General features: G+C 68.9%; 9 protein-coding genes and 1 tRNA gene. 7 read left to right on the plus strand and 3 right to left on the minus strand.

The window, feature by feature from the left end; translation table 11 throughout:
• The first annotated feature begins 33 nt into the window (after positions 1-33).
• The 3 genes from ACFX59_RS04415 (at position 34) to ACFX59_RS04425 (ending at position 5,394) form a co-directional block, all read left to right on the plus strand.
• Entirely contained in the window at positions 34-2,520 is a 2,487-nt protein-coding gene (locus ACFX59_RS04415) for a glycoside hydrolase family 3 N-terminal domain-containing protein (protein WP_387430021.1), read from the plus strand.
• Between the two features lie 279 nt (positions 2,521-2,799).
• On the plus strand, positions 2,800-4,146 hold the full coding sequence (locus tag ACFX59_RS04420; protein WP_387430023.1) for a cellulase family glycosylhydrolase: 1,347 nt from the start codon (positions 2,800-2,802) through the stop codon (positions 4,144-4,146).
• Between the two features lie 18 nt (positions 4,147-4,164).
• A complete protein-coding gene (locus tag ACFX59_RS04425) occupies positions 4,165-5,394 on the plus strand; it encodes a glycoside hydrolase family 27 protein (protein WP_387430025.1) in 1,230 nt (409 codons plus the stop codon).
• Between the two features lie 21 nt (positions 5,395-5,415).
• On the opposite strand, the gene ACFX59_RS04430 is transcribed toward ACFX59_RS04425, so the two are convergent.
• On the minus strand, positions 5,416-8,961 hold the full coding sequence (locus ACFX59_RS04430) for a hydantoinase B/oxoprolinase family protein (protein ID WP_387430027.1): 3,546 nt from the start codon (positions 8,959-8,961) through the stop codon (positions 5,416-5,418).
• 103 nt (positions 8,962-9,064) lie between these two features.
• Here ACFX59_RS04430 and ACFX59_RS04435 point away from each other — a divergent pair, with 103 nt between their 5' ends.
• Genes ACFX59_RS04435 through ACFX59_RS04450 form a run of 4 tightly spaced genes read left to right on the plus strand, consistent with a single transcriptional unit; the run spans position 9,065 to position 12,182 of the window.
• The gene (locus tag ACFX59_RS04435; protein ID WP_307104032.1) at positions 9,065-9,574 is read left to right on the plus strand and encodes a winged helix DNA-binding protein; all 510 of its coding nucleotides are present in this window, start codon (positions 9,065-9,067) and stop codon (positions 9,572-9,574) included.
• Positions 9,575-9,586: 12 nt separating this feature from the next.
• A complete protein-coding gene (locus tag ACFX59_RS04440) occupies positions 9,587-10,252 on the plus strand; it encodes a DUF969 domain-containing protein (protein ID WP_387430029.1) in 666 nt (221 codons plus the stop codon).
• Entirely contained in the window at positions 10,249-11,211 is a 963-nt protein-coding gene (locus ACFX59_RS04445; RefSeq protein ID WP_387430031.1) for a DUF979 domain-containing protein, read from the plus strand. Before ACFX59_RS04440 ends, ACFX59_RS04445 begins: the two co-directional genes overlap by 4 nt.
• Positions 11,208-12,182, plus strand: a complete 975-nt coding sequence (locus tag ACFX59_RS04450) for a DUF2891 domain-containing protein (protein WP_387430033.1) — start codon at positions 11,208-11,210, stop codon at positions 12,180-12,182. Before ACFX59_RS04445 ends, ACFX59_RS04450 begins: the two co-directional genes overlap by 4 nt.
• A gap of 126 nt (positions 12,183-12,308) precedes the next feature.
• Here the strand turns inward: ACFX59_RS04450 and ACFX59_RS04455 are convergent.
• Both ACFX59_RS04455 and ACFX59_RS04460 read right to left on the minus strand, forming a co-directional pair.
• Positions 12,309-12,384: transfer RNA gene (locus ACFX59_RS04455), tRNA-Glu, on the minus strand.
• Positions 12,385-12,504: 120 nt separating this feature from the next.
• The gene (locus ACFX59_RS04460; protein ID WP_307104040.1) at positions 12,505-13,878 is read right to left on the minus strand and encodes a class II 3-deoxy-7-phosphoheptulonate synthase; all 1,374 of its coding nucleotides are present in this window, start codon (positions 13,876-13,878) and stop codon (positions 12,505-12,507) included.
• Between the last annotated feature and the right edge of the window lie 22 nt (positions 13,879-13,900).

Below are 13,900 nucleotides of genomic sequence, written 5' to 3' on the forward strand. Positions count from 1 at the left end.
CGTCGCATGAAAATCGACAGGAGAGGATGTACCATGCCGTTTTCCCGCACGCTGGCCCTGATGGTGGCCGCAACCGCGCTCAGCAGCGGCGTTTCCGCCCAGACAGCAGGGCAACAGGCCGCCGGTGCCGCCGAGGCCTCGGCGGTCGCGCATCCCGATCTCTGGCCCCGACTGCCCCTGAAGCGGCAGCGCGATCCGAAGGTCGAGGCGCGGGTCGAACAAATCCTGTCCAAGATGAGCGTGGAGGACAAGGTCGGCCAGCTGATCCAGGTCGACATCGCCTCGATCACGCCCAAGGACCTCGAGACGTACAAGCTCGGCTCGATCCTGAACGGCGGCAATTCGGCGCCCAATAATGACGAATTTGCCCCCGCGCCCGAATGGCTGAAGCTGTTCGACGCCTTTTACGACGCCTCGGCGAAGCGCAGCGATGGCCGTCCGCAGGTGCCGCTGATCTGGGGCACCGATGCGGTGCACGGCGCGAACAATATCGTCGGCGCGACGCTGTTCCCGCACAATATCGGGCTGGGTGCGGCGCGCGACCCCGAACTGATCCGCAAAATCGGCGCGGCGACGGCGGCGGAGACGGCCGCGACCGGCATCGACTGGAGCTTCGCGCCGACCGTGGCGGTGGTGCAGGACGATCGCTGGGGCCGCACCTATGAAAGCTATTCGGAGGATCCGGCGATCGTCGAATCCTATGCGGGAAAGATGGTCGAGGGCATTCAGGGCAGCGTCGGCGGCGACTTCATGAAGCCGGGCCATGTCATCTCGTCGATCAAGCATTTCCTGGGCGATGGCGGCACCGGCGGCCGCGACCAGGGCGATACGCGCGTGTCCGAGGAGGTGCTGCGCGACGTGCACGCCGCCGGTTATCGCAGCGGCCTGGTCGCGGGCGCGCTGACCGTGATGCCCAGCTTCTCCAGCTGGAACGGCACGAAGATGACCGGCAACAAGAGCCTGCTGACCGGCGTGCTGAAGGACAAGCTCGGCTTTGACGGCTTCACCATCGGCGACTGGAACGCCCATGGCCAGGTGCCCGGCTGCAACAACGAGGATTGCCCGGCGGCGATCAATGCCGGGCTCGACATGTTCATGTATTCGGGTGCGGGCTGGAAGCAGCTTTACGCCAACACGCTGCGCGAGGCGAAGGACGGCACGATCCCGGCCGCGCGGCTGGACGATGCGGTGCGCCGCATCCTGCGCGTGAAGATATTGGCGGGCAGCTTCGAGGCGGGGCGTCCGTCCTCGCGGCCCGTGTCTGGCAAGTTCGGCCTGATCGGCTCGCCCGAGCACCGCGCCATCGCCCGCCAGGCGGTGCGCGAGTCGATGGTGCTCCTCAAGAACAATGGCAGCCTGTTGCCGCTGAAGCCCGGCGCCAATATCCTGGTCGCGGGGCGCGGCGCCGACAATATCGGGCAGCAGGCGGGCGGCTGGTCGATCACCTGGCAGGGCACCGGCGTCACCAACGCCAACTTCCCCAACGGCCAGTCGATCTGGGCGGGCATCGACGAGGCGGTCCGCGCGGGCGGCGGCAAGGCGGTGCTGGCGGTCGACGGCGCCTACTCCGCCAAGCCCGATGCGGCGATCGTGGTGTTCGGCGAGACCCCCTATGCCGAGTTTACCGGCGACCGCCCGACGCTGGAATACAGCCCCGAGGACAAGAGCGACTTGGCGCTGCTCAAAAAGCTGAAGGCGGCCGGGATTCCGGTCGTCGCGGTGTTCCTGTCGGGGCGTCCGCTGTGGGTGAACCCCGAGATGAACGCGGCGGACGCATTCGTCGCGGCGTTCCTGCCGGGCACCGAGGGCGGCGGCGTGGCGGACGTGCTGATTGCCGGGCGCGACGGCAAGCCTCGCCACGACTTCCATGGCAAGCTCAGCTTCTCCTGGCCCAAGCGGCTCGACCAATATGTGCTGAACAAGCGGGATGCCAATTACGACCCGCTCTTCCCGATCGGCTATGGCCTGACCTATGCGCAGGGCGCGACCGTGCCGGTGCTGAGCGAGGCGCGTCCGGCGGTGGCGGCGGGGGACCAGAATGCGCTGTTCGTGCGTGGCCGGGTGGTCGCGGGCGCGCGGCTGGACGTGGCGGGCGCGGTGCAGCAGAGCCGCGTCGACCGCGCCGCGCAGGAGGACAGCCTGCGCTTCGCCTTCGCGGGCACCGGCCCGGCGAGCGCCGCGATCGAGGAAGCCAAGCCGATCGACATCACCCGCGAGTCCAACGGCCAGCTGAGCCTGCTGGTCGACTACCGCGTGACCCAGGCCCCGACCGCCGAGGTCCTGCTCGGCATGGAGGGCGGCAAGCCCGCCACCGTGCCGATCACCGGCGCGCTGAAGGGGACGCTGGGCGAATGGCGCCAGCTGGCGGTGCCGCTGCGCTGTTTCGCGGATGGCGGCGTGACGATGGCCTCGGTGACGAAGCCCTGGACGATCGCGACGACCGGCAAGCTGGGCCTCGACATCTCGTCGATCCGCATCGCCAGCGCGCCGCCGGGCCCGGTCAGCTGCGGGATGCGCTGATCGGCAATCCTCCTGTAGGGGGATCGCTGCAAAAACACCCTCACCGTCCCGGCGCAGGCCGGGGTCCGGTCGGGCAAGCGTTGGTAGGTCGTTGCCATCGCCCCGTAACTGGACCCCGGCCTTCGCCGGGGTGATGGGTGAGGGAGGGTTTCGGCTACTCAAAATACCGCAAGCAATTTGCATTATTCTTCGTTATGCCAATGGAATCAGGTCGATCGACCTGCACCATGACGACGGCAAAGCCGCGTCGGGAAACAATATGAGGGGGAGGATGCGGGCATGACCATGGATATCGATCGTCGCGGCTTTCTGGGGTCGGCGGCCTTGCTGGCGGGATGCGCGGGCGTGGCGACTGGCGCCGATGCGGCGGGCGCGAAGCGGGAGCTGTTCGTCCGTCGCAAGGGCACCCGCCTGATGATCGGCGACGCGGTCTATCGCTTCGTCGGCGCCAATATGTGGTACGCCGCCTATCTGGGCGCCGATGCCCCTTATGGCGACCGCGCCCGGCTGCGGCGCGAGCTGGATGCGCTGGCGGCGATGGGCGTGACCAATATCCGCATCCTCGCCTCGGCCGAGGAAGGGCCGTTGCGCGACTCGATCAAGCCGGGTTTCCGCACCGCCACCACGACCAACCGGACCTTGCTCGCCGGGCTGGACTATGCGCTGGCGGAGATGGCGAAGCGCAACATGCGCGCGGTCCTGTACCTGACCAATTTCTGGGAATGGTCGGGGGGCATGATGACCTATCTGTCCTATGTGAATGGCGGCCAGTTCCTGAACGCCAACGACCCGGCGCATCCCTGGCCCGCCTTCGCCAATTTCAACGCGCAATTCTATGGCAATGCGCGCGCCAAGGACATGTACCGCGACTGGATCCGCACCATCGTGTCGCGCACCAACAGCGTCACCGCAATGCCCTATGCGGCCGACCCGACGATCATGGCGTGGCAACTGTCCAACGAGCCGCGCCCGGCGGGCGATCTGGCGCATGCCGATCTCGACCAATTCCATGGCTGGGTCCGCGACAGTGCGACGCTGATCAAGTCGCTCGATCCCAACCATCTGGTCTGCACCGGATCGGAAGGGCTGAAGGGCACGCTGGAGAAGCCCGACATCCTGCTGGCCGAACATGGCACCGACGCGATCGATTATCTGACCGCGCATATCTGGCCCAACAATTGGGACTGGGTGAAGCAGGCCGATCTGGCGAACACCTATAAGCGCGGCGAGACGCTGACCCAGGACTATATCGCCCGCCATGTCGGCTATGCCCGCCAGCTGGACAAGCCGCTGATCATTGAGGAGTTCGGCTATCCGCGCGACGGCGGCAGCAACGATCCGAAGGTCGCGACGACCTATAAGGACCGTTTCTATCGCCTGATCTATGCCGCCGCGCTGCGCGACATGGCGGCGGGCGGACCGATTGCGGGGACCAATTTCTGGGCCTGGAACGGCGAGGCGCGCGCGCAGCATCTCGACTATCGGTTCCGCGACGGCGACGGCCAGTATATGGGCGATCCGCCGCACGAGCCGCAGGGCTGGTACGGCATCTTCACCGGCGACACGACGGTCCGCATCGTCGCGGACCATGCCGCGGCCATCGCCCGGCTCCCCAAGACCCGATAAGCGCAAGGAGAGGCCGCCATGCTCCGTCGTTTCGCCCGCCCGCTCGCCGCCGCGCTGCTGCTCCAGATGACCGTTCCCGCCACGGCGCAGGAGGTGCTGGACACCGATCCCAACACGCTCGCCCCGTCCCAGGACCCCAAGCGCACCGCCAATGGCCTCGCCCAGACCCCGCCCATGGGCTGGAACAGCTGGAACAAGTTCGCCTGCAACGTGAACGAGGATGTGATCCGCCGGACGGCGGACGCGATGGCGTCCAACGGGATGAAGGCGGCGGGATATGAATATATCGTCATCGACGATTGCTGGCACGGCGCGCGAGACGCCAATGGCTTCATCACCGAGGATCGCCAGCGCTTTCCCGGCGGGCTGAAGGCGCTGGGCGACTATATCCATGCCAAGGGGCTGAAGTTCGGCATCTATTCGGATGCGGGCACCAAGACCTGTGGCGGGCGTCCGGGCAGCCAGGGGCATGAATATCAGGACGCGCTGCAATATGCGCGCTGGGGCGTCGACTATCTGAAATATGACTGGTGCTCGACGGGCGTGCGCAATGCCGAGGAAGCCTATGCGACCATGGCCGATGCGCTGCGCGCGACGGGGCGGCCGATCCTGTTCTCGCTATGCGAATGGGGCCATTCGCGGCCCTGGCTATGGGGTGCGAAGATCGGCAATATGTGGCGCACCACCGGCGACATCACCGACAAATGGGAAGGCAAGCACGGCTATAGCTGGGGCGTGGCGTCGATCGTCGACATGAACGAGCCGCTCTGGCCCTTTGCCGGGCTCGGCCATTGGAACGATCCCGACATGCTGGAAGTCGGCAATGGCGGATTGAGCGACACCGAATATCGCGCGCATTTCTCGCTCTGGGCGATGATGGCGGCGCCGCTGATCGCGGGCAACGACGTCGCGGCCATGACGCCCGCGACCCGCGACATCCTGCTGAACCGCGACGTCATCGCGGTCGATCAGGACCCGCTGGGCGTGCAAGGCCACCGGGTGGCGCGCGACGGCCCGCGCGAGGTCTGGGTCAAGCCCATGGCCGATGGCGGCCGCGCCCTGTTGTTCTGGAACCGGGGCGAGACCCCCGCGCGGATCGGCGCGGACTGGACGCAGCTGGGCCTGCCCGCCACGACGCGCCTGCGCGCACGCGACCTGTGGATGCATAAGGATCTGGGCCGTCTGTCCCGCCGCTACGAGGCGGAGGTCGCGCCGCACGGCGTGGCGATGATCCGCCTCCAACCCTGAAGCGGCGGCGGGCGCGAGCGGTCAGAGGCCCGCGCCGCCTCCGCCCGGCGTCTCGATGACGATCCGGTCCCCCGCCTGGAGCTCGACCTGATCGACGCCGGACAGGGCGTGCCGGGTGCCGTCCGCCTGGACCAGCCATTGTCGTCCCACGGCTCCGGCACCGCCACCCGCCAGGCCGAAGGGCGCGACGGTCCGGCGCGAGGCGACGATCGTCGCGGTCATCGGCTCCAGCGCGGTGATCTCGCGAATGGCCCCGTCGCCGCCGCGATGGCGACCGCTGCCCCCCGATCCCCGGCGGATGTCGAACCGGTCGAGCCGGACGGGATAGCGGAGTTCCAGTATCTCGGGATCGGTGATCCGCGTGTTCGTCATGTGGCTGTGCACCGCCGATGCGCCGTCAAAGCCCGGCCCGGCGCCGGTTCCGCCGCAGATCGTCTCGTAATATTGATAGCGGTCGTTGCCGAACAGGAAGTTGTTCATCGTCCCCTGCGACGCGGCGCAGGCCCCCAGCGCGCCGAGCAGGGCGTTGCAGACCGCCTGGCTCACCTCGGTATTGCCCGCCACCACCGCGCTGCCGGGCGGGGGCGACAGGAAGCTGCCCGCCGGGATGATGATGGTCAGCGGCGCCAGGCATCCCTCGTTCAGCGGCAGGTCCTCGCCGATCAGGCAACGAAAGGCATAGAGCACGACCGCGCGGGTGACCGCCGGGGGCGCGTTGAAATTGCCGGGGCGGGCAGGGCCGGTGCCCGTGAAGTCGATCGTCGCCGCCCGCGCCGCCCGGTCGACCGTGACCCGCACCGCCAGCGGCGTGCCGTCGTCCATCGCATAGGCGAAGGCCCCGTCCTCCAGCCGCGACAGGACATGGCGGATGCTTTCCTCCGCCTGGTCCATGACATGCCCCATATAGGCATGGACCATCGGCCAGCCGCTGGCCGCGATCAGCGCGTTCAGCTCGGCGATGCCGGTCGCGTTGGCGGCGAGCTGCGCCTTGATGTCGGCGACATTGGTGTCCGGGCTGCGCGCGGGATAGCGCGCCCCGGCCAGCAGCTCGCGAAACGCCGCCTCGCGCAGCGTCCCGCCATCGACCAGCAGGAAGTCGTCGATGACCACGCCCTCTTCCTCCAGCGTGCGCGACAGGGGCGGGGTCGATCCGGGGGTCAGCCCGCCGATATCGGCATGATGGCCGCGATTGGCGACGAAGAAGCGGATATGCTCGCCCGCCTCGTCGAAGACGGGGGCGATCACCGTCACGTCGGGCAGATGGGTGCCGCCGTTGAACGGATTGTTGAGCGCGACGACATCGCCGGGCTTGAGCGTGCTCGATCGGCTGGCGATGACGGCGCGGACGCTTTCGCCCATCGCGCCCAGATGGACGGGAACGTGCGGCGCGTTGGCGACCAGCCGTCCCTCGCCGTCGAAGAGCGCGCAGGAGAAGTCGAGCCGCTCCTTCATGTTCACGCTGCGCGAGGTGTTGCGCAGGACCACGCCCATGCGCTCGGCGATGCCCATGAAGCGGGTGTTGAACAGTTCGAGCTGCACCGGATCGACATATTGCGGGTCGGGGGCGCTGCGCGTGCCCGATGCGTCATGCGCGAGCAGCAGTTCGCCGCCATCGCCGACGCGCAACGTCCAGCCCGGCTCGACCATCGTCGTCGCGATCGCCTCGCGGATCAGCGCGGGGCCGGCGATGCGGTCACCGGGTCTCAGCGCGGCGCGGTCATGGACGGGGGTCGGATGCTCCGCGCCGTTCGTCCAGACCGACACATGCGAAAGCGGCGGCGGCAACGGACCCTGCCGCGCCGGGAGAGGCGGGGGCGTCACCGGCTCGCCGGGCAGGATCGCCTCGACCATCACGCTTTCGACGACCAGTTCGGCATTCGGGCTGACGAAGCCGAAGCGCGCCCGGTGCGCCGCCTCGAACGCGGCGTGCATGGCGTCGTCCCCGGCCCAGTCGACCGGCAGTGCGGTGTCGGTCCCGGCATAGCGCAGGTGAACGGTCGCGACGCGGCGTGCCCCGGCGCCGACCTCCGCCGCCGCTTCGTCGCCGAGCGCCGCCATGATGGTGTCCAGCGGCGTGCCCAGCGGCTGCTCGACCGATCGCTGACGGATCGCCACCCGGTCGGCCAGTCCCATGCCATAGGCCGACAGCACGCCCGCGAGCGGATGGATCAGGACCGTGCGCATCCCCAGCACCTCGGCGACGCGGCAGGCATGTTGCCCACCGGCCCCGCCGAAACATTGCAGCGCGAAGCCGGTCACGTCCTCGCCGCGCTCCAGCGCGACACGCTTGATGGCCGCCGCCATATGCGCGACGGCCACCTCCAGGAACCCTTCCGCCACGGCGCGGGGATCGGCCATACCCATCTCCGCCGCCAGCTCGGCAAAGGCGCGGCGGGGTGCCTCCATGTCGAGCGGCTGGTCGCCGTTCGGGCCGAAGACCGCCGGGAAATGCGCGGGCTGGATCTTGCCGACCAGCACATTGGCGTCGGTCACGGTCAGCGGGCCGCCGCGCCGATAGCAGGCGGGGCCGGGATGGGCGCCCGCGCTGTCCGGGCCGACGCGGAACCGCGATCCGTCATAATGCAGGATCGATCCGCCGCCCGCCGCGACCGTGTCGATCGCCATCATCGGCACGCGCATCTCGACGCCCGCGACCTCGGCATCGAGCACCCGCTCGAACCGCCCGGCATAGAGCGCGACGTCGGTGGAGGTGCCCCCCATGTCGAAGCCGATCACCCGGTCGATCCCCGCCGCCTGCGCGGTGCGCGCGGCGGCGACGACGCCCCCGGCCGGGCCCGACAGGATCGCGTCCTTGCCCTGAAAGGCGCGCGCATCGGCCAGCCCGCCGCTGGATTGCATGAAGTGGAGCGGGATCGGCCCCAGCGCACCCGCCACCCGATCGACATAGCGGCGCAGCACGGGCGACAGATAGGCATCGACCACCGCCGTCCGCCCGCGCGCGACCAGACCGATCATCGGACTGACGGCATGGCTGGCCGAAATCTGGGTGAAACCCGCCGCGCGCGCGAGCGCGGCGACGCGCGCTTCGGTGTCGCCATGCGCCCAGCCATGGGTGAGCGCGATCGCCACCGCCTCGAAACCCTCCGCGCGTTTCGCCGCCAGTTGCGCGGCGCACGCCGCCTCGTCCAGCGGCAGGACCACCATGCCGTTGGCATCGATCCGGCCGCCAATCTCGATCACTCCGTCATGAAGCGGGGCGGGGCGGCGAATGGCGAGGTCGAACAGGCGCGGGCGGGTCTGGTCGCCGATGACGAGCAGATTGGCAAAGCCCCGGTCGACCACCAGCAGCGTCCGCGCACCTTTGCGTTCCAGCAGCGCATTGGTCGCGACGGTCGTCCCCATCTTGACCTCGGCGATGCGATCGGCGGGCAGGGGCGCGTCGTCCGCCAGCCCCAGGATCGTGCGGATGCCCGCGATAGCCGCATCGGCATAACGTTCGGGCGCCTCGCTCAACAGCTTGGCGGTGGTCAGCGTTCCGTCGGGTGCGCGGGCGACCACGTCGGTAAAGGTGCCGCCACGATCGATCCAGAACGACCAGCCTGCCATCGCGCCACCTCCATGAGAAATTGTCGACGAATCGTCGATAAACTATCGGCGATGGATTGACAGCCCATAGAAACGCCGCAACCCTGAACGCGCAGGAGGCGGCATGACCAACGACAAGCGGGCGATCGTATCTTCGGCGCATCTGGCCGATGGCGCGGCCCCGGCGCTGTCCGAGCTGGAGTTCAGCCTGACGCTGGCCGCCGCCGCCTATCAACGCTGGATCGTGCGCTGCGCGGCGGCGGCGGGACTGGCGCTGGCGCCGCTGGAGGTGCTGATCCTGCACACCGTCCGCCACCGCGATCGTGCCAAGCGGATCGCCGACATCGCTCTGGTGCTGGATGTCGAGGACACGCATCTCATCACCTATGCGATCCGCAAGCTGGAACGCGCCGGGCTCGTCGCCACCGATCGGTCCGGCAAGGAAAAGCGGATCGCGGCGACCGAGGCGGGCCGCGATTTCTGCCTGCACTATCGCGACATCCGCGAACGGGTGCTGGCCAGCGCCGTCGTCGCCGACGGTCCGGACGGCCAGGCGCTGTCGGAGGCGGCGGACCTGCTGCGCTCGCTGTCGGGCCAGTATAACCAGGCGGCACGCGCCGCCGCGACGCTTTAGCGAGAGGCCGCCATGCTCGTCCTGTCGGGAATCGCGATCATCATCATCGGCTTCGCGCTGGGCGTGAACCCCTTGCTGGTGGTGACCGTCGCCGCGCTGGCCAGTGCGGCGGCGGCGGGGTTCGGGCCGGTCGCGGTGATCGCGATGATCGGGCGGGCCTTTGTCGATGCGCGGTTCCTGGCGGTCCCGTTCCTGGCGCTGCCGATGATCGGCCTTCTGGAGCGCGCGGGGCTGCGCGAAAAGGCGCGCGACATCGTGCGGGGGTTGCGCCGGGCGACGACCGGGCGGGTGCTGCTCGGTTATCTCGCATTGCGTCAGATCACGGCGGCGCTGGGGCTGGTGTCGTTGGGCGGGCATGTCCAGATGGTCCGGCCCATCGTCGCCCCCATGGCGGAGGGGGCGGAGGAGCGCGACGAGCGCCAGCCGCTCGATCCCGACACGCGCGACCGGATCCGCGCGCATGCCGCCGCCGTCGACAATATCGGCGTGTTCTTTGGCGAGGATGTGTTCATCGCGATCGGATCGATCCTGCTGATCCGCGCGATCCTCGAACAGGACGGCGTGGCGGTCGCACCGCTGGACGTCGCGCTCTGGGCGATCCCGACCGCCGTCGCGGCGTTCCTGATCCATGGCGCGCGCCTGTTGCTGCTCGACCGGCGGTTGCGGCGGCGGGCATGATCGGGCTCGATGCGATCGGGATGGCGGCGGCGACGCTGCCCGCGGCGGTGGCGGCGCATCACGCCTTCGACCGGGGGGCGCCGACGCGCTGGCGCAACGCCGGGTTCTGGGGACTCTTCGCGGTGCTGCTCGGGGTGGGGCCGTGGCTGCCCGATCTGCTCGCCGGGTGTCTCGTCCTGGTGATGGTGGGGCTCGCGACCTGGGGGCTGCGTCCCTCGGCCGTCGCCAGCAGCGATGCGGAGCAGCGCGCCGCCTCCGCTGCGCGACTGGGCGGCCGGCTGTTCGTGCCCGCGCTGATGCTGCCCGCCGTCACGCTGGCGGGGACGCTATCGATTGGCAAGGGCCGGATCGCGGGAGTGGCGCTGATCGACCCGAAGCAGGTGACCCTGGTCGCGCTGGTGGCCGGGTCGATCGTCGCCCTCCTGCTGGCCGTGCGTCTCACCCGGCCGCCGCGCACCGCGCCGGTCGCCGAGGCGCGGCGGCTGGTCGACTCGATCGGCTGGGCGATGGTCTTGCCCCAGATGCTGGCGGCGCTGGGCGGCGTGTTCGCGATGGCGGGCGTGGGCAAGGTCGTCGCGAGCGGCGTCGTGAACATCGTCGCGCTCGACACGCCGCTGGCCGGGACGATCGCCTATTGCGTCGGGATGGCGCTGTTCACAATGGTGCTGGGCAATGCCTTTGCCGCCTTTCCGATCATGACGGCGGGTATCGGCCTGCCGCTGCTGATCCGCCATTTCGGCGGCGATCCGGCGGTGGTCGCGGCGCTGGGCATGTTGTCGGGCTTTTGCGGGACACTGATGACGCCGATGGCGGCGAACTTCAACCTGGTGCCTGCGGCGGTCCTCGAACTGCGGGACCGGTTCGGGGTGATCCGGGTCCAGTGGCCGACCGCACTGATGCTGCTGGCGTTCAATATCGCGGTGCTGACGCTCTGCGCCTTTCCTGGAGGATTGCGATGACCCCCATTCGTGCCGCGACATTCGCGCGGATCGCGCTCGGCCATGTCACCCGCGAATATCCGCACAAGGCCGATCATGTGATGACCGGCGATGACGACCCGTATCGCCCGCGCACGGTGCATCCGATCTTCTTCGGCAGCTTCGACTGGCATAGCTGCGTCCATGGCTATTGGCTGCTCGCCCGAATCCGGCGGCTGTTCCCCGATCTGGCCGAGGTCGCCGCCATCGACGCGCTGTTCGACGCGGCCTTCACCCCCGAAAAGGTCGCGGCGGAGTGCGCCTATCTCGACCGGCCGAGCGCGCGCGGGTTCGAGCGGCCCTATGGCTGGGCGTGGCTGTTGATGCTCCAGAGCGAGTTGATGGTCGCGGGGCTGGGCCATGCGGACAGGTTGCGACCGCTGGCGGAAGCCTTTGCCGCACGATGGCGCGCGCATTTGCCGCTGATGACCTATCCGGTGCGCGCGGGGACGCATGCCAACACCGCCTTCGCGCTGGTGCTCGCCGATCGCTATGCGCGGGTCGCCAACGACCAGGCGATGCGCGGCGCGATGATCGAGCGCGCGCACCACTGGTTCGGCGCGGATCGCCAGGCCCAGGTCTGGGAGCCGAGCGGCGAGGATTTCCTGTCCCCGACGCTGATGGAGGCCATGGCGATGCAGCGCCTGTTGCCCGCCGACGCCTTTGCCGACTGGTTCGCGGCGTTCCTGCCGGGGCTTCCCGATACGCTGGCCACCCCGGCGCGCGTCAGCGATCGCAGCGATGGCCGGATCGCGCATCTCGACGGCCTGAACCTCAGCCGCGCCTGGGCGATGCAGGCGCTGGCGACGACACCGGAGGCCAGGCTGCGCAACGCCCTGCAAGCCGCCGCCGCCGACCACCTCGCCGCGGCGATCGACGAGGTCGCAGGCGACTATATGGGGGAACACTGGCTGGCGAGCTTCGCCATGCTGGCCTGCACGGGCACGGATTGAGGCGGGGTGCCGTGTCTGGTCAGGAGCGATCGACTTGTGAAAAGGTCGCTGATCGGAAGGGTGTGGCTCTTCGCCTATCACCGCATGGCTGAACCATGCCAAGCGCTATCCAACCTTTCAAAAGGCTGGTGACCCCTACGGGACTCGAACCCGTGTTTTCGCCGTGAGAGGGCGACGTCCTAGACCGCTAGACGAAGGGGCCGTTTGCGGTGGAGGGGCGCAATTAGCGGGGGTGGGGCGGGGCGTCAAGCGGAGGGTGTGCGGAAACTGTGGATAAGATCGGGGCGGGGAGCCTTGCGGCTTCCCCGCCCCGAAATCCGGATCAGGCGGCGGCCTTGCGGCGTTCGGCCATTTCCTCGTTGAGCATCTCGGCCAGGAGGAAGGCCAGCTCCAGGCTCTGGCCCGCATTCAGGCGCGGGTCGCAATGCGTGTGATAGCGGTCGGCCAGCGACTGTTCGGTGACGTCGATCGCGCCGCCGGTGCATTCGGTGACGTTCTGCCCGGTCATCTCGGCATGGATGCCGCCCGCATGCGTCCCCTCGGCACGGTGGACGGCGAAGAAGCCGCGCACCTCGGCCAGGATACGGTCGAAGGGGCGGGTCTTGTAGCCGGTCGCGGCCTTGACCGTGTTGCCGTGCATCGGGTCGCACGACCAGACGACCGGATGCCCCTCGCGCGTGACGGCACGGACCAGCCTGGGCAGATGCGCCTCGATCTTGTCATGGCCATAGCGGGTGATGAGCGTCATCCGGCCCGGCACCCGGCCCGGATTGAGCGTGTCGAGCATCCGCAGCAGCGCCTCGGGCTCGAGGCTGGGTCCGCACTTCACGCCGATCGGGTTGTCGATGCCGCGCAGGAACTCGACATGCGCCGAGCCCTCGAAGCGGGTGCGGTCGCCGATCCACAGGAAGTGGGCCGAGGTGTCGTACCAGTCGCCGGTCAGCGAATCCTGCCGGGTCAGCGCCTGCTCATAGGGGAGCAGCAGCGCCTCGTGGCTGGTGTAGAAGCTGGTCTGCGCCAGCTGGGGGACCGAGGCGGGGTCGATGCCGCACGCCGCCATGAAGTCCAGCGCCTCGCCGATGCGGTCGGCGGTCTCGGCATATTTCTGCGCCCAGGGGCTGCGGCCCATAAAGTCATGGGTCCAGCGATGCACTTGGTGCAGATTGGCATAGCCGCCCTGCGCGAACGCGCGCAGCAGGTTTAGCGTCGCCGCCGACTGGGCATAGGAGCGAAGCATCCGCTGCGGATCGGGTATGCGGGCCTCGGCGGTGAAGGCGATGTCGTTGACATTGTCGCCGCGATAGCTGGGCAGCTCGACCCCGCCGATCACCTCGGTATCAGCCGAGCGCGGCTTGGCGAACTGGCCCGCCATGCGGCCCAGCTTCACCACCGGCAGCTTGGAGGCGAAGGTCAGGACGACCGCCATCTGGAGGATGACGCGGAAGGTGTCGCGGATGTTGTTGGCGCTATGCTCGGCAAAGCTCTCGGCACAGTCGCCGCCTTGGAGCAGGAAACCCCGGCCCGCCGCCACCTCGGCCAGCTCGGCGGTCAGGCTGCGCGCCTCGCCCGCAAAGACCAGCGGGGGATAGGTCGCCAGCGTACGGGTCGCGGCGTCCAGCGCATTGCGGTCGGGATAGTTGGGAAGCTGGCGGGCTTCGGCGCTCGTCCAGCTGTCGGGGGCCCATTTCGCGGCCATGATATCCTGCTCTTTCGTCTTC

Source organism: Sphingomonas sp. NCPPB 2930 (assembly GCF_042867205.1).
Taxonomy (GTDB): domain Bacteria; phylum Pseudomonadota; class Alphaproteobacteria; order Sphingomonadales; family Sphingomonadaceae; genus Sphingomonas.